This is a genomic window from Microcoleus sp. Pol14D4, assembly GCF_036701245.1.
In the GTDB taxonomy this organism is placed as follows: Bacteria; Cyanobacteriota; Cyanobacteriia; order Cyanobacteriales; family Microcoleaceae; genus Microcoleus.
This window is the reverse complement of sequence record NZ_JAUBQM010000032.1, coordinates 42,058-65,572: the sequence shown is the minus strand read 5'-3', so window position 1 is coordinate 65,572 and position 23,515 is coordinate 42,058. Positions and strand designations below refer to the sequence as shown.

Genomic DNA, 23,515 nt, shown 5'->3' with positions numbered 1-23,515 from the left:
ACTCCAACTCCAACGGAAACTCCGACTCCGACTCCGACTCCAACTCCAACGGAAACTCCGACTCCGACTCCGACTCCAACTCCAACGGAAACTCCGACTCCGACTCCGACTCCGACTCCGACTCCGACTCCGACTCCGGCACCGACTCCGACGCCAACTCCGACTCCGACGCCAACTCCGACGCCAACTCCAACGCCAACTCCAACGCCAACTCCAACTCCGACTCCAACGGAAACTCCGACTCCGACTCCGACTCCGACTCCGACTCCAACGGAAACTCCGACTCCGACTCCAACTCCAACGGAAACTCCGACTCCGACTCCGACTCCGACTCCGACTCCGACTCCAACGGAAACTCCGACGCCAACGCCAGAAACGCAAGACGAAGATTGCATTTGCAAGCAGATAACCTTTCCCAGCCAGACTGCTATTCGCGGCCCCAATCAAACAAATAGCACCACCAACGGTACAGAAAGCGACGACATTCTGGAGGGTTCGATTACCAATGACAAAATCAACGGCTTAAATGGTAACGACTTGGAGTTTGGCTTCACTGGCAATGACAATATTTATGGCGGATCTTACCTCAGCATCGATCTAGGAAATATAGCCATTCTTCCCTCTGCCAAAGATAGCGACGTGCTGTTTGGCAATAAGGGCGATGATTATCTCAACGGGGGTGCTAAAGATGATTTAATTTTTGCGGGCGAGAACGAAGATGTTGCTTACGGTGGCAAAGATGATGACATAATTTTTGGAGACAAACAGAGCGATACTTTAATTGGGGATGAGGGTAACGACACATTATACGGTGGTACTCTTAACTCTTTAGATATCGATTCTACAGGTCGCGATTTGCTATTTGGCCTCAGTGGCGATGATTACCTGAACGGGCAAGAAGCCGAAGATTCGCTTTCTGGCGGTAATGGAAACGATACAGTGCGTGGCGGCAAGGGTGATGATTTGGCCCTAGGAGACTTGGGCAACGACGTACTGTTTGGGGATGAGGGCAGCGATACTCTCTGTGGTGGCGACGGAGAAGATACTATGTACGGGGATATTGGCAGCCCTTTGGCGATCGGCTCCGCTGGCGCTCAAGACCAGATGTGTGGTGGTTTGGGCAACGATTTGTTGTTTGGCAATGAAGGTCAGGATACCGTCAACGGTGATGCTGGAAACGATACTCTGTATGGCGGCAAGGATGAAGACAGTTTACTGGGTAGTGCTGGGGACGATTGGTTATTTGGAGATGAGGGGAATGATACTTTGATTGGAGGTACTGGGGACGATCGATTTATCTTAGGTATCGACAACGGCCCCGAGATTATTTTAGACTTTCAAGATGGTCGCGATGCGATCGGCTTGACAGGCGGTTTAAGTTTCTCCCAACTGAGCATTACTGTAGAAAATAATTCTACTTCGATCCGAGTTACCAGTTCCGGTCAACTGTTAGCAACTCTCAGCAATGTGTCAACAGGCCTGATTAATGTTGCAGATTTTGCAATCCTGTAAGTAGTTCAACCAAATGATATCAAGTCCGATGCAAGATGCAATCGGACTTGATATGAGTCAAAATATACGATCGCCTTTTTCAAAATTTAATTTTTTCTGAACTAGATGAGCTTACTTATTAAGTGGGCCGATCTAACCATCATAAGTTTGTAGTGAGGTTCAGTCCTTTCTTAAATCTTTGAGCCAATAAGGACTAAAGTCATCACTACAAACCACTTTGATTATGGGTAATTCACCGGACACGATCGATTTTTTGATTAAACAGCCGCCAACTCTGGAGTCGGGCGCTTGCTGTGGCGGATACCCTCGATCGCCGCTGCGTAATCATTCGCCTTAAACACAGCAGAACCAGCGACGATCGCATTTGCGCCCGCCTCCAGAACCTGCCAAGTATTGTTCCCCTTCAAACCGCCATCTACTTCAATCCAAGGATCGAGGCCCTTGTCGTCGCACATTTTGCGTAACTGACGAATTTTCGGCAAAACAGCCGGGATAAAACTTTGACCGCCAAAGCCGGGATTGACGCTCATAATCAGCACCAAATCGCAAAGTTCCAGCACGTACTCGATCAACTCCAGCGGCGTAGAAGGATTCAGAACCACACCAGCCATTTTGCCCAATTCCCGAATTTGGCCGAGGGTGCGGTGCAAGTGAGGCGAAGCATTATGCTCGGCGTGAACCGAAATAATGTCAGCACCAGCCTTAGCGAAGTCCTCGACGTACTTCTCCGGCTCCACAATCATCAAGTGGACATCGATCACCTTGGTAGTAACGGGGCGAATTGCCTCAACAATCAGCGGCCCGATAGTAATATTAGGAACAAAGCGACCGTCCATCACATCTACGTGAATCCAGTCAGCCCCAGCTCGATCGACCGCCTGAATCTCTTCTCCAAGACGGCTAAAATCGGCTGATAATATGGATGGAGCAATAACAATTGATTTTTGGGATTGGGTCATGGCTAAGTCTGTTCTCCTGTCTGCTGTGCTGTATCCAGTTTATCAAAATACGGGTCTCCGGGTCGAAAAGTTGCCAACGATCGGTCGCGAGATTGGGAGGGCAGAAAAATTTTGCCTCTGACAGACAAGTTTTGCGATCGCACCAGCCCAGCTCTCAGAATTTTGGTTTAGGATATAAATTTTCCCTCTAACAAATAACTTGTGTGCAAAATCTGACCTTCTGCAAATTTTGAGTACCGAATTATGAAAAGAACAGATCCCTTAGAAAATCCTGAACTCGATCGTGCAAGTCTGTTTGTATTAATGATCCCAGTCATCGGCTTTTTCCCCGCCCTGTGGACTCTTTACCGCCGTCAGGGCAGCCCCGAACGCAAAGCCATCAGCCGCTTGGCAATTGCCCTTGCTTTTAGTTGGCTATTAGGACATATTCTTTTAGAAGCGGGAGCGATTTCTGCGGAATCTCCGACACTTCCCATGTTATTAATGAGTAGCCTGCTGACAACCAGCTATTTCATCGTTGCTTTGGGACTGATGGTTCGCCTCTGGAAGCGTCAACCGCTATGGTTGCCCGGAATTAGCCGCGTAGCGGAGCAAGTGGTGGGCAAACATTTATCATAATTTAGGGTTCTTTTAAGCCCCTACCGTATTGATTGATTGCGTCTTCAGCTTGATACTACATATTGCCATTATCTTTTTTTATTTTTGTTGTGTGTGAGGAAGCCAGTGCCAGCTCAAAAAATTCCTAATCAAGACCCTATCCAACAATCAACTGCTCAACCTTCAACCAAAAAATCTTCCCAGCCCCATCGAGGCCGCTGGCTGGGTTTTGGTTTTGGTTTGGCTGGAGTAGCCATGCTCTCAGCCACAGCCGGAGCGTTGCTAGCGGTGTCCCTTTCCACAACGCCGCTTCAGCAACAAAAGTTGAGCCCTGAAGAAGCGGCGGTGTTTTCTCAAGGCGACATGGCAAAGCTCAACATGAAGATGCCGGAGCTGACTCGCCCAGTTAATATTTTAGTTTTAGGACTTAAAGTTCTGAGTTCAGACATTGACGGTCATGCCGATAAGGAGCAGGGATACGAGGTGTGGCAGAACTCTTTCAAGGGGTTAACCGATACCATGCTGTTGGTCAGGTTTGACCCTCAAAATAAAAAGTTAAGCGTGCTTTCCATTCCGCGAGATACCCGCACCTATGTGGAAGGTAGGGGCGAGGTGAAAATAAACGAAGCTAATTACTACGGTGGCCCGGCTTCGTCAGCCAAGTCAGTCAGCGCACTCTTGGGCGGGGTGGGAATTGACCGCTATGTCACAGTCAATATTCAAGGCATCAAAAGTTTGGTAGATGCACTTGGTGGCATTACTATTAATGTCCCTAAAGACATGAAGTATACCGATGAAAGCCAGCATTTATATATAAATTTAAAGGCTGGCAAGCAGAAACTCAACGGCGAACAAATCGTGCAATACTTGCTTTATCGGCACGACGATTTGGGCGATATTGGGCGGGTGCAGCGCCAGCAATTGTTGATGCGGGCTTTTGTGGAACAGGAAGTTAATGTAGGTTTGCTGTCACGCTTGCCGAAGATTTTGTCGGTGATTCAGTCTCACCTTGATACCAATTTGAGTATAGAAGAATTGGTGGCTTTAGCTGGTTTTGCTACTCAAACCGATCGCGCTAGCGTGCAGATGTTGATGGTTCCCGGCAAGTTCAGCGATCCGAAAGATTACAAGGCGAGTTTTTGGTTGCCAGACCAATATGGCATCGAAACTATGGTGGCGGAACATTTTGACTTCGGCCAGAATACTTGGACAATTGAGAATGCTGATGCGACTTTTCTGAAGGTGGCGATTCAAGATAGTACCGGCGATAGATCTGCTGTTGAAGCTTTTGTCAATAATTTGACTCAAGCCGGTTATCGGAATGTTCAGGTTTATAAAGCTTGGTCCGAACCGCTGGAGGTAACTACTCTAGTAGCTCAACAGGGCGATATTAAAGGTGCTCAAGCAATTCGCCAGTTTTTGGGTTTTGGAGATGTGCTGGTTGAGAGTACCGGTGCTTTGCAGTCAGACGTGACAATCAGATTGGGTAAGGATTGGTTGGAGAAAAAGGCTCAGTCCGGCGGGGCGGCTAAGTCTTTTTAAACTGGATTTTAACTGGGGTATTTGTAGGGACACAGCATTGCTGTGTCCTCTTCTTTTGTGTTGGTAGAGATGGAGGCGATCGCTTTTTTGTCGATTTACTGATACTATCTTTTTTGGTGATGATCGCTCGCGATCGCAATACCGATACTTCCCTCCGCAATCACAAGTGAAACAATAATCTACAAGGGAAAGCTTAAGATATTTTATAAAGGTAGGGTTGATGAACAAGGGTCCTAAAATAGACCGACAGCGCGAACATCAGGCAAATGAACGCACGTTTCTTGCATGGTTACGAACCTCAATCGGTTTAATTGGTTTTGGGTTGGCGATCGCTCGATTCAGTTTATTTCTGCGTCAATTTCAAGCTACAGTGACTCACCAAGAAGTTGCCTCCCCTCCCTTCTTCAACTCTGAAACTTTAGGGCTGAGTCTGGTCGTTTTTGGCATTGCGGTCATTCCCTTAGCACTATGGCGTTATAATCGAGTTTTCTGGCAAATTGAGCGAGGTGATTATCGCCCAAATCGTCTGCTAGTTTGGATTCTGAGTGGAACTGTGATGATTTTAGGAACCTTAACGATTCCGTTGTTGCTATGGCGCGATCGCGGAAATATAGCTCCCACTTCAACTCCTAAAAATTCTCAATTCTAAGTTAACCCGATCGCTTAGCTAAAGTTAAAATAACCGCAACCATATCATCAAGCTTTTGTGCATCTAGATTGTCTATGGCGTTCGAGAGATGGGGAGAGATTCTGATGGGGAGAGGAGTTTACAATTTTGGTTTTTGTTAGACCAATATACAATTTAAATGCAATACAAATTATAAGCGGAAGCAAGTAAAATGAAGCCATCGCACCCACAACCAACCTAAAAAACTCCCCACAAAATAAGATATAAAATCTGACAAACTAAAGTGATTTCCCAAAATCAGCCTTCCGGGTAAAGTAGCTCGCATTGCTTGTAAAAACGGAGGTGTCCACAGTTGGAGAAACTCTACTCCGCAGGTAGCTAGACACACAGCTACAGCCACCCTAATTTGCGAAAATCGCGGCAATATCAGAACTACCAGCAAAATCCAAAATACCTCATAAGCTATATCGGGGGTATTCCTGTTAGCCCTTACATTCCGAACTCTCGATCAGCCGGTTTGTCCTTACTTTTCAACGGGCACCCATTTTATTTGGCATCTTTGTAATGGTATTTTGCTGTACTTATCAGCAAGAGCATTAATCCTCAACAGGCCTATGATGGACTAGGGATCTATTAATTTTAAAATCAGAATTAGCCAAAGTCTTAGCAAAGCTGCTTCACTGCTATAAGGTTAATTGCGATCGCCCACAGGTAAGCTCAGTATAAACGCTGTTTGACCACGTATGGCAGCATCTAGTTTGATATCGCCACCGTGGGCCCGTGCGATTTCCCTTGCTAAGCTTAGCCCCAATCCCGATCCTTCGATTTTTTGGATCTGTGTGGAGTCGCCGCGATGGAAGCGCTCAAAAATACGATCGCGCTCGCTCAAAGAAATATCCTGAGAACTATTGACAATTTTCACAATTACTCTTTTTCCCTGACAGTTAGCCTGTAACCTGAGCCAACCCTCCGGTAAATTATATTTAATCGCATTACCAACCAGATTTTGCACAACCTGCACCAGCAAATCGCGATCGCCCTTGATATATAAATTAGGAGCAATTGCCATTTGCACATCTAAATGCGGTGCTAGCAGTTCCATATCTTCGGAAATTTCCGATAGCAAAGCCGACATATTCACCTCAACCAAATGTAAACCCATACGTCCGGCATCGGCGTGAGAAAGTAAGAGAAGTTTGCGGGTAATTTCACTCAAACGGCGCACTTCATCCAATAAATTACTCAGGGTTTGCTGCACCTCTGAACCCGATTCAACTTGATGCAAAGCCCGTTCTAGTTGGCCTTGCAAAATCGCCAGCGGAGTCTTCAGTTCATGAGCAGCATCTCCACTAAAACGAGAAGCTTGTTTAAAACTTCGCTCCAGACGTTCTAACATCTGATTGAACACAAAAATTAATTCTACAAACTCTATATCCGTTGAGCCGTCAGGGACGCGCCGATCGAGCCCCTGTACGGTGACATTGCGAATTGCGATCGTGAGTCGCCCAATGGGATACAGAATACTCCGCGATATCAACCACGCTCCACCTGCTACGAATAACAGCACTACGGGAATAGAAATTAGAAAGATATTGCCAATCGATGCCATTTCCCGATCGATCGCTTGTAAATTAACAGCGATTGCTATTTGAGTCTGAGGAGAATGAATCGCGCCCACACGCCAAACTGCCGTGCTAGTACGCTGGGTTGCTAGCTTAGCTTTGAAAACTTGAGGAAAATTCGGTCGATCGAATTGAGGAGGCCGATCGCGCGGGGGTCTTCTTTCTCTCGGTGAAAATGAATCGGGTCGATCGGGAGGTGGCGGATAGGGTGGAGGTGGTGGATAGGGTGGAGGGGGAGGTTCTAATTGAAAAGGTATTCTGGCAGGATCGGGAGGGGGTTGGGGCAGCGATCGCCATAATGAATTAGCATCAAGTCCATCTTGCCACTGGCTCGATCGGTAGAGCAAATTACCATCTCTATCAGTCACCAGCAAAGCCGCTGTTGTTTCCCCATCATTCATGCCCAAAACTGATGGCAAAGAATCACTATAAACATCCCATTGGGTCGATTGCGGGCGGGTAGATTGGATTAACTGATTCTTGATTTCAGCATCAAGACGTTTGACTTTAGCATCGTAAATCAACCACCACGAAACAATACTAAAGCCAATCAAAGCAATACTTGCTAGAACAGCAGATGATAGAGCAATGCGAAAGCGAAAAGATTGCAATTTCACGATGGGGAATCGGGTTTGCGAAACCGATAGCCAACGCCGCGCACGCTCTCAACCCATCCTGTACCGCCAATCGGTTCAATTTTCTTGCGAATGCGTTGAATACATACATCTACCACATTCGTATTCGGATTAAAATCATAACCCCAAATATGTTCCAGGATTTGCGTGCGGGTGAGTACCCTACCGGGCGATCGCATCAGATATTCCAAAAGATTAAACTCGCGGCTTGTAAGTTCTACCGCATGGCGATCGCAAGTGACTTCTCGCAGAATGCGATCGAGCTTAACTGGGCCAACGCTCAGAATATTTTGCCCACCGCCCGAAGCACGGCGCACCACAGCATAAATCCGAGCAACTAACTCCTCAACAAAAAACGGTTTAGCCAAATAGTCATCAGCACCGAGATGTAACCCTTCAATGCGATCGTCTAGTTCATTGCGAGCAGTTAATAAAATCACAGGTACGTTGCGTCCCGCCTTTCGCAGATGTTTGAGAATAGATAATCCGTCTTTTCCCGGCAAAACAATATCAAGTACGATCGCATCGTATTCATTATCCATCGCCCGCCCATAGCCATCATTGCCATTATCGCAATAATCCACCACAAAGCCTTGTTCTTTCAAGCCCATACAAACAAAATTGGCAATTTTTTCTTCATCTTCAACGTATAGAACATTCATAGATTTACCTATTCGGTTGCGATTATACCGCCATCAGGCATTTACTTAAATTACAAAACTGTAATCTATTCGGAATGTTGCAGGTAATGTTGTGGGAGTTTGATGTAGTTATAAACATTTTTAGGTCGGCGATCGTAACTCTCATGAAAATTGCTTCACTGCTAGCGTTACCTGCTACAGCCTTGCTGCTGGGATTTAGCAGCTTGACTTTTCCCGATCGAACTACAGCTAATTTTAATACTGTACTCGCCCAGAGCCAACCCGAACCCACTCAAGAGCGCAGACATCCGCCCCGTATAGATTTTGCTGCTGCTGCCAAACAATTAGGAGTTACCGAAGCCGAGTTAATCGAAGCTTTGGGCCTACCCGCCAAACCGCCGGAACCACCAAGCGAAAATAATCGCCCGCCCAGCCCACCGCCCCCTCCTCGTTTAGATATTCCCGGTGCAGCCAAAAAGTTGGGAGTCACCGAAGCAGAGTTGATTAATATTCTGGGCATTCCACCGCGCCCACCGGGCGATCGTAATTTACCTCAAAATTCGGAAAAACGCTAATTTCTCCACATTACAAAACTGTAATCCTAGGACAGGGATAAATGTCATATTCAACCAACTTAATGATTGTAGAGACTAAATCAAAGGCCGATTGAGAATTCATTTCTTTAGCCTGACAACTGATTCAAACTTAGAAAACTAATCCAGGTAATTACATCATGCCAGCACTATTTCCTAATCCAATCAATGCCCCGGGCAATCCTCCCCAAAATCAAGCAGCAGTAGGCAACCAACCTCCCCAAAATCAAGGCGCACCGGGCAATCCTCCAGGGCAAAATCAAGGCGCACCGGGCAATCCTCCAGGGCAAAATCAAGCAGCAGTAGGCAACCAACCTCCCCAAAATCAAGGCGTACCGGGCAATCCGCCTCCCCAAAATCAAGGCGCACAACTTACGAATTCTGCTTTACCTCCCCAAAACCAAACTCCACCCCCTCCGCCAGCTAACAGTATTAGCACCACAGCAGGAAACGACAATATTACTGGAGATAGTTTAGATAACTTCATCCTAGGTAGTAGCGGCACAGATACCATAACTGGAGGATTAGGCACGGATACAATTAGCTATCTTTCCCTGGGCAGCGGCATTACCATTGAGGCTAAAGGTATTGTAGATAAAGGCGCAGCAGGTACAGATACCCTGCAAAATATAGAACAAATAATTGCTCCTTTAGGACAGATTAATACCATCGATGCTTCTACAGGTAGCGGCACAGCTTCTATTAATGTGGATTTGTCGCAGAATCGTTTGGCGGTTAACAATCTACCGGGTATCGGCACTCTGAATTTTACTGTAGAGAATTTTGTTAATGTCACAGGAACTCCGAATGTAGATGTCCTTACCGGAAACATCCAAAACAATTCTTTAGTTGGAGGAGATGGTAACGATACACTCTCAGGTTTGCGCGGCAATGATACCCTGATTGGAGTAAATCCATCAAGTGCTACACCGGGAAGCAATGAAACGGATGTGCTGATTGGCGGTCGAGGTAGAGATGTTTTTGTTCTCGGTGATGCCGCAATTAGCTACTATCAGGGAACAGGAGTTGCACTGATTCAGGATTTCCAACAGGGAATCGATCGCATTCAGTTACGTGGGAGTCTCTCTGACTACAATATTGTTGGTAACTCCATCAATTTGGCTGGTACATCTGACCAAATTGCTGTAATTCAAGGCGGCTTTACTCCTGATAGTTTCCTGTTTGTCTAATATCAATTCCGGCTGCAATCATTAGGATACCGAGGACACGGCAGTGCCGTGTCCTAATTTATTCTTCCTACTTATTCCTTCGCGATCAGAGCGCTTATGCGCCGCTTCGCTAACGCACCTCGAAGCGTTTCAATCAAACCAATTATTCCTGCCGGAAATAAGTAAAAGCCCTAATTTTCTGCAAATACCGATCGCTCTTTAATCCAATCGAGTAAAATAGGATTGACCAATTCCGGGGCTTCATCTTGCGGGCAGTGCCCCACTCCCTCCAAAGGAATAAACTTTTCAACAGCCGGAAACTTTGCCAATTCTCGCCCCAATGCGATCGGCTCCCAAGGGTCATCTGTCCCCCACAAAATCAAAGCCGGACAGCTCAAACGCGGCAACAAATCCTCCGGTAGCGGGCCTTGAGAATAACTGATAAATGCTACAAATACTTCGACTGCGCCGCTGTCTTTTGCAGGTTCCAGCAGCATATTTACCAGTTCGTCGCTGACAGCTTCAGGGCGGCGATAAGCTTGCAAAAGCACTTTTTTTACTGTTTTTGGCGTTGCTAATTGTTTAAAAAATAATTGACTTATCCACTTGACATTTAAAACTTTTTGTGCAATTGGCGCTCCAAAACTGCGATACCAAGGCAATTCGGCGCGTTTGCGATCGTGCAGCAAGCGCAGGGAACAATTGAGTAAAATGACACCGGAAGCAATGTCGGGAAAATCCACAGCCGCTTGCATAATTGCCACACAGCCGATCGAATTTCCCACCAAAAAAGCCGGCGCGCCCGCAACTTCCCGACAAAAATCAGCAATTAGCTGTCCCCAAGTTTCAAAAGTATAGTCAATTTCAAGCTTGGGCGCGGGTTTAGCAGAACCGCCAAAACCGATGAGGTCGATCGCATAACAGCGACAATCAGCAGCCAGCGCCGGCAAATTCTTGCGCCAGTGACCCCAAGACGCACCGAAACCGTGAACAAACACCACCGCAGGCCCCTGCGAACCCGCAGCCTGGTAGCAAATGGGAAAGCCTTTCCACAGCCAAGTTTGAGGTGCAACAGCAGTTGACGAAGTGGGAGTAGAAGATGTCATGCGATTTTAGATTTTAGATTTTAGATTTTAGATGAATGCAAGGCTGCAAAGAACTCAAGTCAATACTACAAACCGTATCGCAATTCGAGGCAACCGCTAGGACATAAATCCCAAACCCTCTTCCCTCCTCCCTCTGCGCCCTCTGCGCCCTCTGCGGTTAATTCCTCTTCCTTCTTCCTTTGCAGTTAGAGCCGATATTATGTCACGATTAAACCTGCTGACTTCTTTGCTGTATTAAAATTTCCCTTATGCCAACGATCGTTTCCACTGCTGTCGTACCGTTTCTGGGGTCAGAAATTGTACCAGACTACGACACCGCCAAAGTAGTTATCTTACCAATTCCCTACGAAGCTACCACCACTTACCGCCGGGGGTGCGAAAACGGACCCGCTAAACTTCTAGAAGCTTCTCATCAACTCGAGTGCTACGACGAAGAATTGGACTCCGAAGTTTGCTACGATGTCGGAATTTATACAAAAGAGCCGATCGCCGATACCCGCAACCGCCAACCAGTTTCATCCTCAGAAATGCTGCGAGTCACCCAAGCCGCAGTGCACCAGCTAGTTACCGAAAATAAATTTGTCATCTCCCTCGGAGGCGAACACAGCATCACTGCAGGCGTTGTCGAAGGTTATCGCCAAGCATACCCGGATGAACCTTTCACAGTCGTGCAAATCGATGCCCACGGCGACTTGCGGCACGAATACGAAGGCTCGATTCACAACCACGCCTGCGTGATGCGGCGTATTGTCGATATGGGCTTACCGACACTGCAAATCGGGATTCGCGCTATCTGCAAAGAAGAAGCAGATTTGATTAAAGCAAAACAGCTAAACGTGATTCGAGCTAGGGAAATCGCTACTCAACCGGATTGGGCCGATCGGGCAATTGCCAGCATAACAACTAAGCGAGTATTTTTGACGATCGACTTAGACGGCATCGATCCGACTTTAATTCCAGGAGTGGGAACACCCGAACCGGGCGGGTTAAATTGGTATTCCCTCACCGCATTTTTGCGCCGCATCTTCGAGTCCTACGAAGTAATCGGGTGTGACATTATGGAATTAGCACCTATTGTAGATTCTGTCGTCTCAGAATTTACCGCCGCCAAATTAGCATACAAACTTATTGGATACCAAGCTCTGGCTCAAGGTTGGCTAAAGCCAGACGAGGAATAAATCGCGAAGTACGAATCACAATAGGCTGTTGGCAAGGCTAGAATTAAGCTAAAGCCAAACAACAGCCAATTTTATTCGTGCTGACAGTTTCATCTTTCATGCTGGCAAATACTGCTCTTCACCTCCTGAAAACATGAGTTTAATAGTTGATACAACGGGTACTCCCATTAACGGCTACGCTCCCGATTTTGAACTGCCGGGAGTTGACGACGAAGTTCACCATTTAGCTCGATATTTAGAAAAATTTCGGGCGATAGCGGTCATATTTATGTGCAATCATTGCCCTTACGTGCAGTTGTATCTCACTCGTATGAAAGAACTTCAAGCAGATTTTCAAGATCGAGATGTTACTTTAATCGGGATTAATGCTAATGATGCAAACCAGTATCCCGACGACAGTTTTGAAAACATGAAAATTTTTGCAGCCAACAATCAACTCAACTTCCCTTACATCCGAGATGTTGCTCAAGATGTTGCTGAAAGTTTTGGGGCTTCTAAAACGCCGGAGGTTTTTTTGTTAGACCAAGACGGCAAACTGCGCTATAAAGGTTTAATTGACGACAACGCTGACGATCCGGCGGCGGTGCAGGTTTCTTATCTGCGGAGTGCGATCGACCAATTGCTCGACAGTCAACCCGTTGAGCCTTCAACTACAGAGGCGATAGGCTGTTCCGTCAAATGGCGCTCGTAGTCATTAGTCATTAGTTGAAAGGTGCGTCTGTTGTGAGATTGTTGGTTTGTATCGAAAATAATAGTAACTGACGCACCCTACTTCATTATGGTAGGGTGCGTCAGGTTTTACATTAGACCTCTTGCAAAAAAAATCTATGTTATAATTAAAGGTTTTGAATTTTAGACCTGAAAGCTAACTCATAATTGTAAAGTGCTGACAACAAATTACAACGCAGACCATAACGGCGACGGCGATTCCGATAACGACTCGACAATATTTTAAAAATTTTGAGACTCCGATTAACGTGTTCAACCACAATTCGCTCCTGTGCTAGAACTCGATTGTAGTCTTTTTCTATTCGAGAAAGTTTCCCATTTTTAGGTTTCTTTCTAGGAATATAACTATTGGGGTGATAATCCTTTATCCCTTGATAGCCACTGTCTTGTAAGCTATTTGTTTCGGGATGAAAATTAATTTTACTTTTTTTAAACAAGTTAAAATCGTGGCAATGCCCTGGTCCAAAAGCAGTGCAAATAATTTCTCTGGTTTCTTGATTAATTACCAATTGAGTTTTTAGAGTATGACATTTCTTCTTACCTGAGTAATATCTCTTCTGTTTTTTTTTAGGTCGTTCAATAGCGGTTTCTGTGACATCCATCACCACGATTTCTGGATAATCAGAGTCTTTGAGTAATGCCTTTTTTCCCGGAATACGGAACTTTCCCGTTTTCATTAAAGTTGATTCAATGTTAGTTACAATTCGGCAAATCGTTGATTCGGATACTCCCCAATTTGTCCCCATATGAAAATAGGTTCGATATTCTCGCCAATATTCCAAGGTCACTAAAACTTGTTCTTCAAGAGTTAAGGCGCTTCGGCGTCCTCGTTGATCTTGAGGATTTTCTAGCCGGAATTGTTCTAAAGAGTTAACCATTTCTTTAAACGTTTGAATCTGGATACCAAATCTCCGTTTAAATTGCTCCGGTTTTAAATTTTGATAAAATCGATTGTTCATGATTGATTTATTGTGTAACTACAAAATACCTTTTTAGCATTTTATGCTGTTTTTAGCAAAATGTCCTAAAAATTAGCTATAACCTCCAATCTGCTCCACTCAAGCCAAACCCTTAATTATAGCATAAAATTATTTTGCAAGAGGTCTATTCTCAATTTGCACGAAAAGTCGAGTCCTGACGCACCATATTATCGGAAGCTGCTGTAAGCTAGACTTCTCGATCGCCCTATGAAAAATTAGAACATAGCCCTATGAAAACAAAACGCATCCTTAACTTAATTGTAGTAGCCTTCGTGGCAATGACACTACTAATTACTTGGAACTTGTTTCCAAGCATTCCTCCAGTCATAGCACAGCAGCAAACATCCTTAACAGTATCCGCCGCTATCAGCCTCTCACAAGCTTTACAAGAACTCAAAACAGTTTATCAGACCAGAAATCCCAACGTTACTATTACTTATAATTTCGGTGCTTCCGGCGCTCTCGCACAGCAAATTCAGCAAGGCGCCCCGGTAGATGTATTTTTCAGCGCCGCTACAAAACAAATGAACGATTTGCAGCAATCTAACCTGTTAATTAACGACACACGGCGCAATTTGCTAACAAATCGCCTGGTTTTGATTACTCCCAAAAACGGCTTGGCTTTGAGCGATGTCAAACAGTTGACAGATGCCAGAATCAAGAAAATTGCGCTCGGCGAACCCAAGAGTGTACCTGTCGGACAATACGCTCGGGAAATGTTAACTAAGCTTGGATTGTGGCAGCAACTCCAGTCAAAATTAGTGCTAGGAAATAACGTCCGCCAAGTGCTGACATTTGTCGAAAGCGGTAACGTTGATGCTGGTATAGTTTACACGACTGATGCCAAAGCATCGGACAAAGTAACTTTGCGGCTAACGGCTGCTGAAAATTTACACTCGCCCATTGTTTATCCGCTGGCAGTTATCAGAAACAGCCGCAATCCCGCTGCTGCAAAAGCATTTGTTGACTTTTTAGCGGGCGATCGCGCTAAAATAGTATTTCAAAAATACGGATTTGGCATGGTTCGATAACTAACTAATTATGGATTTTTTACTGCTGATGAAAGCAGATAAGCGCTGATTAACGCGGATTTATTTATAGATGGAATTTGATTTTTCTCCGCTGTGGATATCTCTAAAATCCTCCGCTATTGCGACATTTATCACCTTTTTCCTGGGAATAGCCGCCGCCCGGTGGATGCTTTCAACTCGGATCAGAGGTAAAGCTTTGATTGAAGGCATTTTCATTTCTCCCTTAGTTTTGCCGCCGACAGTAGTGGGATTTTTGCTGCTGCTGCTGTTTGGGAGAAATGGGGCGATCGGTCAATTCTTGCTACAATTCGACTTAACTATAATTTTCACTTGGCAAGCCGCCGCCATTACTGCCACAGTGGTATCCTTTCCCCTCATGTACAAAACTGCTTTGGGAGCGTTTAAGCAAATTGATGCCAATCTTCTCAACGCTGCTCGCACTTTGGGGGCCTCGGAGTGGCAAGTCTTTTGGCGCATTATGTTGCCGCTAGCATGGCCGGGAATTTTAGCAGGAACTATTCTGGCATTTGCCCGCGCTTTGGGTGAATTCGGCGCGACGTTGATGTTAGCGGGGAATATTCCCGGACAAACTCAAACTATCCCGATGGCAATTTATTTTGCTGTGGAAGCTGGGGATATGAGGCAAGCTGCTATTTGGGTTTTGATTATTCTGAGTCTTTCTTTGAGCGTGCTAACTGCTGTTAATTTTTGGACTGATTTACAAAGGAGCTCGCTCAAACCGAATTCGAGCCAAAGACTGCAATTAAATATTCCTAAAGTCGCGTCTAATTTTACCACAAATTCCCAAAAACAACAACCGAAAAGCGGACTTTGTTTAAGCATTTTTAAACCTCTTTCCAGCTTTGCCTTGGATGTCGGCTTCGATATCGGCCCTGAAGTGCTGGGAATTTTGGGCGCGTCGGGTTCTGGTAAGAGCATGACTCTGCGCTGCATCGCCGGTTTGGAAACTCCCAGGATCGGTACAATTGCAGTCAATGGCAGGGTTTTATTTGACTCAGCACAGGGCATTAATGTAGCTTCTAAAGACCGCCGCATCGGTTTTTTGTTTCAAAACTATGCTTTATTTCCTCACCTGACTGTTGCTCAAAATATTGCATTTGGCTTGCAGCATTTATCTGAAAGCGAGCAAAAACTTCGGGTAAAAGAACAGCTAATTTCGGTGCAAATGTCGGGACTGGAAAACCGCTACCCGCACGAACTTTCGGGGGGTCAACAGCAGCGAGTGGCTTTGGCGAGGGCGATCGCCCCTTCTCCCGATTTGCTGCTGTTAGACGAACCATTTTCTGCTTTGGATACTCACTTACGCAGTCAACTTGAACGCGAGTTAATGCAGACTCTGGCTAATTATCGGGGAATTACTTTGTTTGTCAGCCACAATTTAGAGGAAGTTTACCGGGTGTGCAAAAATCTCTTGGTATTGGCCGAGGGAAGACCGATCGCCTTTGATACAAAACAGAACATTTTCGATCGCCCTGGCAATTTCACTGTCGCCCAGTTGACGGGCTGTAAGAACTTCTCTGCCGCTAAATCGATCTCCGTAACTCTCGTGGAGGCGATCGACTGGGGCTGTACTCTGACTGTAGTAGAACCAATTCCTAAATCTCTAGTTTCTGTGGGAATTCGGGCTCATCAACTGATTTTTGTTAGCGGGTGCGATCGTGAAAATACTTTTGCTTGTTGGATCGCCTCAACTGTTGAAACTCCGCACCGGGTGACATTATATCTCAAATTGCACTCGCCTCCCAATGATTCCCAAGATTATCACTTACAAGCCGAAGTTTTCAAGGAAAAGTGGAGGGCTATTAAGGACAATCCTTTTCCCTGGTATGTTCATTTCGAGCCAATTAGGTTAATATTAATGGAAGCCTGAGTTAACTAGCAATATACCGTTAACCGTCAACACTCAACAGTTAACCGTCAACACTCAACAGCTAAATACATCTTAACCCAACCTCTAATCATGACTGAACAAATTAAAAAAACCGACGCTGAATGGCAACAACAACTCACGCCAGAACAGTTTAAAGTCACCCGCAAAAAAGGAACAGAAAGAGCTTTTAGTGGCGAATATCACGACAACAAAAAACCAGGAACTTATAAGTGTATTTGCTGCGGCACTGAGCTATTTAAATCAGAAACAAAGTACGATTCCGGTACCGGTTGGCCGAGTTTCTACGCTCCCGTTAGCGAAGAAAATGTCAAGTGCGAGTCGGATAACACCTTGTTCATGCGCCGAACCGAGGTACTGTGCGCTGTTTGCGATGCCCATCTCGGTCACGTATTTAACGACGGCCCGAAACCTACCGGTCAGCGTTACTGCATGAATTCTGCTGCTCTTAATTTCGTCCCCAAAGATTAAATTTAGTCTACCGTTCTCAGTCAAGTGTTCTGGAACAGGCTTTTGGGTCTGTTCTGGGTAATTGATGTTCAAAATGCACCCGTACTGCTATCTTATGGTGGAGGCAAAAAGAGTAAAAAAATAGTGGCGGCATGGGGATGGTTTATCAGCGAGTTTTGCTGAAGCTCAGCGGTGAAGCGCTGATGGGCAGCTTGGGCTACGGCATCGATCCGGTAGTCGTTCAGTCGATCGCCCAGGAAGTGGCCAAAGTCGTGTCCCAAGGCATTCAAATCGCGATTGTTGTCGGTGGCGGCAACATTTTTCGCGGGGTGAAAGCTGCTTCGGCAGGGATGGATCGGGCAACGGCTGATTATGTGGGCATGATTGCTACGGTGATGAATGCTATCACTTTGCAGGATGCCCTGGAACAAGCAGGAGTGCCAACGAGGGTGCAATCGGCGATCGCCATGCAAGAAGTAGCTGAACCCTACATCCGGCGGCGGGCAATTCGCCACCTCGAAAAAAAACGAGTAGTGATTTTTGGTGCCGGTTCTGGCAACCCTTTTTTTACTACTGATACTACAGCCGCTTTGCGGGCGGCTGAAATTGATGCAGAGGTGATTTTTAAAGCTACTAAGGTAGATGGGGTGTACGATTCCGACCCCCACCTCAACCCCAACGCGCGCAGGTATCAAACCCTCACCTATGCCCACGTCTTGAATCAAGATTTGCGGGTGATGGACAGTACGGCGATCGCCCTTTGCAAAGAAAATAATATTCCTATTATGGTATTTGACCTCTCGGTGTCGGGCAACATCTACCGAGCTGTAATGGGAGAATCTATTGGAACTCTTGTCGGAGGTTTTTGTGAAGTTAGCTGACGCAGAAGATCATATGCAAAAGGCAGTTGAGGCTACTCAACGGTCTTTTAATACTATTCGGACGGGACGGGCCAACGCCTCTCTCCTCGATCGAGTCATGGTAGACTACTACGGCTCTCCAACTCCGATCAAATCCCTTGCCAACATCGGCACCCCGGATGCGACTACGATTACCATTCAACCGTTCGATCGTACAGCGCTCAACTCGATCGAAAAAGCAATTTCCCTGTCCGATGTAGGCCTCGTTCCTAACAACGACGGTTCAGTTATTCGCTTGAACATTCCGCCGCTGACGAGCGACAGACGCCAAGAATTTGTCAAAATGGCCGGGAAGTTTGCTGAAGAAGGTAAAGTTGCAATTCGCAATATCCGCCGCGATGCCGTTGACTCAATTCGCAAGCAGGAAAAAAGCAGCGATATCTCTAAAGATGAATCCCGGGACTTGCAAGATAAAATTCAAAAGCTGACGGACAAGTACATTGGCAAAATAGAAGAAGTTCTGGCAGCGAAAGAGAAAGATATCACGACTGTTTAGGGAATCGGAAATTTGGCAGGGGGAATAGGAATAGTTTTGAGGTTGCCGAGAACCGGCCGCGAACAACGAGCAGACGCTTAATGATTTGTGAGTTCTGAGTTAAAAACTCAAGATTTAACACTCATTAACTTACCAATTCCTCCTGTTCCATGACCAATCACCCATTACCAGCTACCCATTACCCAAAATGTTTGATTGCATTATTGTCGGTGCAGGCCCGGCAGGAAGCACAGCAGCTTATCGCCTAGCAAAGCACAGACGTTCTGTCGCAAAATTCACTGCTGGCAGGAGACACGGCCACTCTCGCCGACCCCCTGTCCGGTGAAGGAATTAGTCCTGCCATTGTTAGCGGATTTAAAGCTGCTGAGGCGATCGATCTAGCTCTCGGAGGTGCCGACAACGCTAAGGAGCCGTACACTCAATCGATCGCCCAAGAATGCAACACTGATATGGTTTGGGTCAGTCGCTTGGCCAGAGCCTTTTATCAGTTTACAGGAGCTGCTTGTAGAGCGGGCGTCCAATTTCCGAGGCCTACTCAGTTGATGAGCAAAACTTTCTGTGGCGAACTGCTTGATGCCGCTCTCGCTAACCGCGCTTTTAAAAAGCTGATGCCGTGTTGGAAGGAAGGAAGAGGGAATAATAAATATTCTTACATCCCCATTGCTTGTTCTTGATTTCCAATTCTTAATCGTTAACTTAAAAATAGGCATTACGCACTATTCGTCAGAAAGCCAGTTGATTCCTAGATTTTTCGTTCCTTAACCCGATTTTTTTCCAATAAACTCGCTTCAAAAGCGTAAATGCTATTTTAAATAAAGTCGATACGAGGATTTGTTAATACAAGCCCCGCGCTGCTTATAGAATCAATCTCAAATACTCTTGGAGGCAAAAAGTGGTTTTACACGTTACTAAGAGCGCGGTAAGGTGCTTGAGGCCCACCTTAAATAATTACATTCTACTTACATCCTGTAAAATATAAAATCTCAAATCTAATGATAATTTATTTTTATAAAGTAGAGGAGCCTTACGGCTGCTTTTCTAATTTTTCACTACACGACATTTCTCTGCACGGTCAATATTGGTTGACTGTGGAACATTACTATCAAGCTCAAAAATTTGTCAGCACGGATAAAAGATTAGTGGCGGCGATTCAAGCCGTAGCAACTCCTCAAGAAGCCGCTAAATTAGGTCGCGATCCCAACCACCGGATTCGCGCTGATTGGGAAGCCGTGAAAATTCCCATTATGCGCGAAGCAGTTTTAACTAAGTTTCTCACTCATACAGACATTCAAGCGATTCTCCTCGCCACAGGGGATCGAGTGATTGTTGAGGATTCGCCAACGGATTACTACTGGGGGTGTGGCTGCGATCGAACCGGTCAAAATAATTTGGGTAAAATTCTGATGAGCGTTCGCCAAGAAATTAGTCAGCGCCTTGCGCGCTGATAGAGAGTCAAATTCTTTCGTTAATTATCATTATATGAAGTTATACAACAAATGTCAAGTTATCCTAACAATGAAGAATTTTCATAGTGAGAGTTGAAGATTGCGAGAAATTTATAAGAGCATTAAAATAATAATTATTATTTCCTTAAGTCGCTCTGCCTGTTGAAGGCAAGGATTAAACTGGCGCGATCTCAGCTTTTACTTACCCCAGCCCACCCGAGGCGATACACCGTCGTCTCTCACAAGTGCGCGACCGATTAATTGTACAGCTCGGTTTAGTCAAAAATTCCGGGTAATGTATTTGAGTTTGAACGTTCCAACAGCACATCAAAACTTCTTATTATTGTATAAGTACAAAAGGAGATTTATGCAAATCACAGAAAATGCGCAAGAATTACATTATAAACTAGACAGAGAAGTTTTGATACGGCGGATCACAGAACGCATCCGCCAATCTCTAGAATTAGAAGATATTTTAAGCAATACGGTAGCAGAAGTGCGGTCTTTTTTGAAAACAGATCGCATTATGATTTACAGGTTTAGTGCCGACGGAAGTGGAGAAGTTGTCGCTGAGTCAATTAATAACAACCGTCTCCCTTCCTTGAAAGGACTGCACTTTCCAGCAGACGACATTCCCGCGAGCGCCAGGGAGATGTATGTCGCTTTGCGCCAGCGGACAATAATAGATGTTAACTCAGGAACGATCGTCACGAGTCCCCTAGATGCTGCAGACACCGGTCAACCTTTAGTAAAGGAAGAGATGCACTACAGATCGCTCGATCCTTGCCACACAGCTTACCTGATGGCAATGGGAGTGCAATCTTCCTTAGTCGTGCCGATTTTGCACCGCAGGATCGCGTCGGAAAACAGCAAAACAGATATCTGCGAGGCGGCTACGTGTCTGACTCGATACGAACCAGGAAATAATCAAAAAATTCACATCGAACTGTGGGGACTTTTAGTGTCTCACCACTCTGCGACCCTCAATATTTCACCAGCAGATTTAGAAGTAGTTCAGCTCGTATCAGATCAATTGTCTAGCGCTATAGCCCACGCGCTCCTCCTGCAGCAAACCCGCTCTCAAGCCGCCCGCGAAGCTACCGTGAGCCGCATAGCAGGCCTGTTGTACGGTCACGTCAACATTCAACTGCAGCAAGGTTTAGAAGCCACCGTCACCGCTTTGGGTGGCAGCGGTGGCAGACTCTATCTCAACCTGCCGAAAATCAACGGTGAAAAGTTATCCGCTCCCCAGATTGAGGGAGGATTGCCAACTGCCCCCGCCCACAGTAATGCTACGTTTGAACTGTTCACCACAGGAGAACAACCGACACTTCCCAATTGGGAAAAAGTTAAGGCTATCGAAGCTCATCCCCTCTGGCAGGAATGGCTAACCAAAGGATTTAAAAATAGTGAAGAACTTCCCAAAAATTCAACTTTTACTAAGAATCAATTCCCAGTTTTGATAATTATTGACTTATACAAAGAACCTCTATTTAGAGTTTTAGTTCCCGCTTTCCAATCTACGAAAATTAGGGGTTTGCTGGTAATTCCCCTCCACTATCAACAACAAGTAGTCGGCTGTTTGACCATTTTTCGCAATGCAATAGATACCGAAAAAATGTGGGCTGGGCGGTTTGACAGCAGCGTGGCACAAACCCTTCCCAGACAATCCTTTGAACTCTGGCGAGAAATAAAAAAAGGTCAGTCGCCCGAGTGGAAGTACGAGGAAATTGAGCAAGCTTTAGCTATAGGCAGCCAATTTTGTTCGGCAATTGGGCAGTACGTTCTTTATAAAGAAGTGCAAACCCTGAATGCCAACTTGGAGCGCCAAGTTCAAGAACGCACCGCTCAATTGCAACAATCCTTGGACTTTGCCAAAGTATTGACGCGAGTTAGAGACCAGATTCGCAGCACCTTAGATTTAAAAATCATACTGCAAACTATTGTGCGAGAAGTCAGAGTTTTGTTGGATACCGATCGCACGGTAATCTACCAATTTGCAGCAGATAAACAGGGCGAGGTAGTTGTCGAAGCTGTTTGCGGGGAGTGGCGGTCCATTTTAGGTATCACATCTCCACAAGAATGCTTTCCCGAAGGCTCAGACTGCTTTTATGGAGCCGGACGGGTGCGAGCAATTAATGATATTTATACTGAGGATTTAATACCCTGTCACCGCGAATTTTTGGAAGAGTTGCAGGTGAGAGGAAGTTTAATTGTGCCGATGAGAGGCAAAGATTCCCAATTGTGGGGGTTGTTGATTGCCCATCAGTGTTCGGGGCCGAGAGTTTGGCAAACAGCAGAACAGGAATTGGTGCAACATTTAGCTGCTCAAGCTGCGATCGCCATTCACCAAGCAGAACTTTATCAAGAAAGTCTCAATGCAGCAACTGCCGATCGATTAAAAGCCGAACAGCTAGCTAAAACAGTCACAGAACTGCACAATACCCAAGCCCAACTGATTCAAACCGAAAAAATGTCCAGTCTCGGACAACTTCTGGCCGGAGTCGCCCACGAAATCAATAACCCCGTTAACTTTATCTACGGCAATCTGTCCCACGCCAGCGAATACACCAAAGATTTGCTCTGCTTGGTGGAACTCTACCGCCAGCACTACCCCAATCCCAACCCAGAAATTAGCGAGTGTTCCGAAGCAATCGACATCGAATTTCTTGCCGAAGATTTGCCAAAAATTTTGGGTTCCATGACAGTGGGAGTTGAGCGCATCCGCCAGTTAGTTGTATCTTTGCGTAATTTTTCCAGGACGGATCAAGCCGAGAAAAAAGCCGTTGACATTCACGAGGGCATCGACAGTACCCTGTTGATTTTGCAGCACCGGATCAAAGCCAATTCCGATCGCAACACCGTAGAAATTATTAAAGAATACGCCAATTTGCCCTTAGTAGAATGCTATGCCAGCTCGCTCAATCAAGTATTTATGAATCTGATCGGTAATGCCCTTGACGCCCTAGAAATGGGAAAAAAAGAGCGAGGTATGAATGTTCCATTTAAAGCGGCAAGTGCAGCGGCGACACATTTAAGCTCGCAAATACTGCCTATCGAGTCAGGAGATATAAATGCCACCACCGAGTGTTTGATTCCTGATTTCCCCTCCCCTTGCATTCGGATTCGCACTGACTTAATCAATGAAAAAACGGTAGGAATTTGCATTGCCGACAATGGTCACGGCATCCCCAAAGAGTTAATCTCTCACATATTTAATCCGTTTTTTACTACTAAACCCGTAGGTCGGGGCACGGGTTTAGGACTGTCTATCAGTTACCAAATTGTAGTTGAGAAACACCAAGGCGTACTTAAGTGTGTTTCTGTACCCGGTCATGGTACAGAGTTCTGGATCGAGATTCCCCTGAATTAG

22 protein-coding genes are annotated in these 23,515 nt (G+C 45.7%); 16 read left to right on the top strand and 6 right to left on the bottom strand.

Going from position 1 to position 23,515, the window contains the following annotated elements:
- A partial coding sequence (locus QUA33_RS13905; protein WP_333149079.1) for a calcium-binding protein occupies positions 1-1,512 on the top strand: 1,512 nt, incomplete at its 5' end.
- A gap of 257 nt (positions 1,513-1,769) precedes the next feature.
- On the opposite strand, the gene rpe is transcribed toward QUA33_RS13905, so the two are convergent.
- The gene (rpe, locus tag QUA33_RS13900) at positions 1,770-2,471 is read right to left on the bottom strand and encodes a ribulose-phosphate 3-epimerase (RefSeq protein ID WP_015179568.1); all 702 of its coding nucleotides are present in this window, start codon (positions 2,469-2,471) and stop codon (positions 1,770-1,772) included.
- Between the two features lie 243 nt (positions 2,472-2,714).
- On the opposite strand from rpe, the gene QUA33_RS13895 reads away from it, so the two are divergent.
- The 3 genes from QUA33_RS13895 (at position 2,715) to QUA33_RS13885 (ending at position 5,259) form a co-directional block, all read left to right on the top strand.
- The gene (locus QUA33_RS13895) at positions 2,715-3,089 is read left to right on the top strand and encodes a hypothetical protein (RefSeq protein ID WP_333149078.1); all 375 of its coding nucleotides are present in this window, start codon (positions 2,715-2,717) and stop codon (positions 3,087-3,089) included.
- Between the two features lie 105 nt (positions 3,090-3,194).
- Positions 3,195-4,610: an LCP family protein gene (locus tag QUA33_RS13890; protein WP_333149077.1), complete on the top strand. Its 1,416-nt coding sequence runs from the start codon at positions 3,195-3,197 to the stop codon at positions 4,608-4,610.
- Positions 4,611-4,830: 220 nt separating this feature from the next.
- Positions 4,831-5,259: a DUF202 domain-containing protein gene (locus QUA33_RS13885; protein WP_333149075.1), complete on the top strand. Its 429-nt coding sequence runs from the start codon at positions 4,831-4,833 to the stop codon at positions 5,257-5,259.
- 169 nt (positions 5,260-5,428) lie between these two features.
- Here QUA33_RS13885 and QUA33_RS13880 read toward each other — a convergent pair whose 3' ends face one another.
- The 3 genes from QUA33_RS13880 to QUA33_RS13870 all read right to left on the bottom strand — a co-directional run bounded on the left by QUA33_RS13880 (position 5,429) and on the right by QUA33_RS13870 (position 8,157).
- Complete coding sequence (locus QUA33_RS13880) at positions 5,429-5,662, bottom strand: DUF2809 domain-containing protein (protein WP_333149074.1); 234 nt, start codon at positions 5,660-5,662, stop codon at positions 5,429-5,431.
- A 267-nt stretch (positions 5,663-5,929) separates the two neighbouring features.
- Complete coding sequence (locus tag QUA33_RS13875; RefSeq protein WP_333149073.1) at positions 5,930-7,477, bottom strand: ATP-binding protein; 1,548 nt, start codon at positions 7,475-7,477, stop codon at positions 5,930-5,932.
- The gene (locus tag QUA33_RS13870; protein ID WP_333034626.1) at positions 7,474-8,157 is read right to left on the bottom strand and encodes a response regulator transcription factor; all 684 of its coding nucleotides are present in this window, start codon (positions 8,155-8,157) and stop codon (positions 7,474-7,476) included. Before QUA33_RS13870 ends, QUA33_RS13875 begins: the two co-directional genes overlap by 4 nt.
- Before the next feature lie 143 nt (positions 8,158-8,300).
- On the opposite strand from QUA33_RS13870, the gene QUA33_RS13865 reads away from it, so the two are divergent.
- On the top strand, positions 8,301-8,711 hold the full coding sequence (locus QUA33_RS13865) for a hypothetical protein (protein WP_333149072.1): 411 nt from the start codon (positions 8,301-8,303) through the stop codon (positions 8,709-8,711).
- Positions 8,712-8,869: 158 nt separating this feature from the next.
- Positions 8,870-9,919, top strand: coding sequence for a M10 family metallopeptidase C-terminal domain-containing protein (locus QUA33_RS13860; protein WP_333149071.1), 1,050 nt, complete (start codon positions 8,870-8,872; stop codon positions 9,917-9,919).
- A gap of 170 nt (positions 9,920-10,089) precedes the next feature.
- Here QUA33_RS13860 and QUA33_RS13855 read toward each other — a convergent pair whose 3' ends face one another.
- Entirely contained in the window at positions 10,090-11,004 is a 915-nt protein-coding gene (locus QUA33_RS13855) for an alpha/beta fold hydrolase (protein WP_333149070.1), read from the bottom strand.
- 248 nt (positions 11,005-11,252) lie between these two features.
- Here QUA33_RS13855 and speB point away from each other — a divergent pair, with 248 nt between their 5' ends.
- Together speB and QUA33_RS13845 are read left to right on the top strand one after the other, a co-directional pair.
- The gene (gene speB, locus QUA33_RS13850) at positions 11,253-12,182 is read left to right on the top strand and encodes an agmatinase (RefSeq protein ID WP_333149069.1); all 930 of its coding nucleotides are present in this window, start codon (positions 11,253-11,255) and stop codon (positions 12,180-12,182) included.
- Between the two features lie 133 nt (positions 12,183-12,315).
- Positions 12,316-12,873: a thioredoxin family protein gene (locus QUA33_RS13845; protein ID WP_333149068.1), complete on the top strand. Its 558-nt coding sequence runs from the start codon at positions 12,316-12,318 to the stop codon at positions 12,871-12,873.
- Between the two features lie 145 nt (positions 12,874-13,018).
- Here QUA33_RS13845 and QUA33_RS13840 read toward each other — a convergent pair whose 3' ends face one another.
- Entirely contained in the window at positions 13,019-13,870 is an 852-nt protein-coding gene (locus QUA33_RS13840) for an IS5 family transposase (RefSeq protein ID WP_333149067.1), read from the bottom strand.
- A 251-nt stretch (positions 13,871-14,121) separates the two neighbouring features.
- On the opposite strand from QUA33_RS13840, the gene modA reads away from it, so the two are divergent.
- The 8 genes from modA (at position 14,122) to QUA33_RS13805 (ending at position 23,515) form a co-directional block, all read left to right on the top strand.
- A complete protein-coding gene (modA, locus tag QUA33_RS13835) occupies positions 14,122-14,922 on the top strand; it encodes a molybdate ABC transporter substrate-binding protein (RefSeq protein ID WP_333149066.1) in 801 nt (266 codons plus the stop codon).
- Positions 14,923-14,992: 70 nt separating this feature from the next.
- Entirely contained in the window at positions 14,993-16,813 is a 1,821-nt protein-coding gene (gene modB, locus QUA33_RS13830; protein ID WP_333149064.1) for a molybdate ABC transporter permease subunit, read from the top strand.
- A gap of 90 nt (positions 16,814-16,903) precedes the next feature.
- Positions 16,904-17,302, top strand: a complete 399-nt coding sequence (gene msrB, locus QUA33_RS13825; RefSeq protein ID WP_333149063.1) for a peptide-methionine (R)-S-oxide reductase MsrB — start codon at positions 16,904-16,906, stop codon at positions 17,300-17,302.
- Between the two features lie 131 nt (positions 17,303-17,433).
- Positions 17,434-18,162 carry a UMP kinase gene (gene pyrH, locus QUA33_RS13820; RefSeq protein ID WP_071884014.1) on the top strand — a complete coding sequence of 243 codons (729 nt, stop codon included), beginning with the start codon at positions 17,434-17,436 and terminating at the stop codon, positions 18,160-18,162.
- The gene (gene frr / locus QUA33_RS13815) at positions 18,149-18,697 is read left to right on the top strand and encodes a ribosome recycling factor (protein WP_333034638.1); all 549 of its coding nucleotides are present in this window, start codon (positions 18,149-18,151) and stop codon (positions 18,695-18,697) included. The genes pyrH and frr overlap by 14 nt, the downstream gene beginning before the upstream one ends.
- Before the next feature lie 187 nt (positions 18,698-18,884).
- Positions 18,885-19,022, top strand: a complete 138-nt coding sequence (locus QUA33_RS28240; RefSeq protein WP_445243243.1) for an NAD(P)-binding protein — start codon at positions 18,885-18,887, stop codon at positions 19,020-19,022.
- A 667-nt stretch (positions 19,023-19,689) separates the two neighbouring features.
- Positions 19,690-20,142, top strand: coding sequence for an NADAR family protein (locus QUA33_RS13810; protein WP_333076366.1), 453 nt, complete (start codon positions 19,690-19,692; stop codon positions 20,140-20,142).
- Positions 20,143-20,509: 367 nt separating this feature from the next.
- Positions 20,510-23,515 carry a GAF domain-containing protein gene (locus QUA33_RS13805; protein ID WP_333149062.1) on the top strand — a complete coding sequence of 1,002 codons (3,006 nt, stop codon included), beginning with the start codon at positions 20,510-20,512 and terminating at the stop codon, positions 23,513-23,515.

Coding starts and splice junctions, on each gene's coding strand:
- QUA33_RS13895 (WP_333149078.1), top strand. CDS start 2,715: ATGAAAAGAACAGATCCCTTAGAAAATCCTGAACTCGATCGTGCAAGT.
- QUA33_RS13885 (WP_333149075.1), top strand. CDS start 4,831: ATGAACAAGGGTCCTAAAATAGACCGACAGCGCGAACATCAGGCAAAT.
- modB (WP_333149064.1), top strand. CDS start 14,993: ATGGAATTTGATTTTTCTCCGCTGTGGATATCTCTAAAATCCTCCGCT.
- pyrH (WP_071884014.1), top strand. CDS start 17,434: ATGGGGATGGTTTATCAGCGAGTTTTGCTGAAGCTCAGCGGTGAAGCG.
- msrB (WP_333149063.1), top strand. CDS start 16,904: ATGACTGAACAAATTAAAAAAACCGACGCTGAATGGCAACAACAACTC.
- speB (WP_333149069.1), top strand. CDS start 11,253: ATGCCAACGATCGTTTCCACTGCTGTCGTACCGTTTCTGGGGTCAGAA.
- modA (WP_333149066.1), top strand. CDS start 14,122: ATGAAAACAAAACGCATCCTTAACTTAATTGTAGTAGCCTTCGTGGCA.
- QUA33_RS13865 (WP_333149072.1), top strand. CDS start 8,301: ATGAAAATTGCTTCACTGCTAGCGTTACCTGCTACAGCCTTGCTGCTG.
- QUA33_RS13805 (WP_333149062.1), top strand. CDS start 20,510: ATGCAAATCACAGAAAATGCGCAAGAATTACATTATAAACTAGACAGA.
- QUA33_RS28240 (WP_445243243.1), top strand. CDS start 18,885: ATGTTTGATTGCATTATTGTCGGTGCAGGCCCGGCAGGAAGCACAGCA.
- QUA33_RS13870 (WP_333034626.1), bottom strand. CDS start 8,157: ATGAATGTTCTATACGTTGAAGATGAAGAAAAAATTGCCAATTTTGTT.
- QUA33_RS13840 (WP_333149067.1), bottom strand. CDS start 13,870: ATGAACAATCGATTTTATCAAAATTTAAAACCGGAGCAATTTAAACGG.
- QUA33_RS13810 (WP_333076366.1), top strand. CDS start 19,690: ATGATAATTTATTTTTATAAAGTAGAGGAGCCTTACGGCTGCTTTTCT.
- rpe (WP_015179568.1), bottom strand. CDS start 2,471: ATGACCCAATCCCAAAAATCAATTGTTATTGCTCCATCCATATTATCA.
- QUA33_RS13855 (WP_333149070.1), bottom strand. CDS start 11,004: ATGACATCTTCTACTCCCACTTCGTCAACTGCTGTTGCACCTCAAACT.
- QUA33_RS13845 (WP_333149068.1), top strand. CDS start 12,316: ATGAGTTTAATAGTTGATACAACGGGTACTCCCATTAACGGCTACGCT.
- QUA33_RS13860 (WP_333149071.1), top strand. CDS start 8,870: ATGCCAGCACTATTTCCTAATCCAATCAATGCCCCGGGCAATCCTCCC.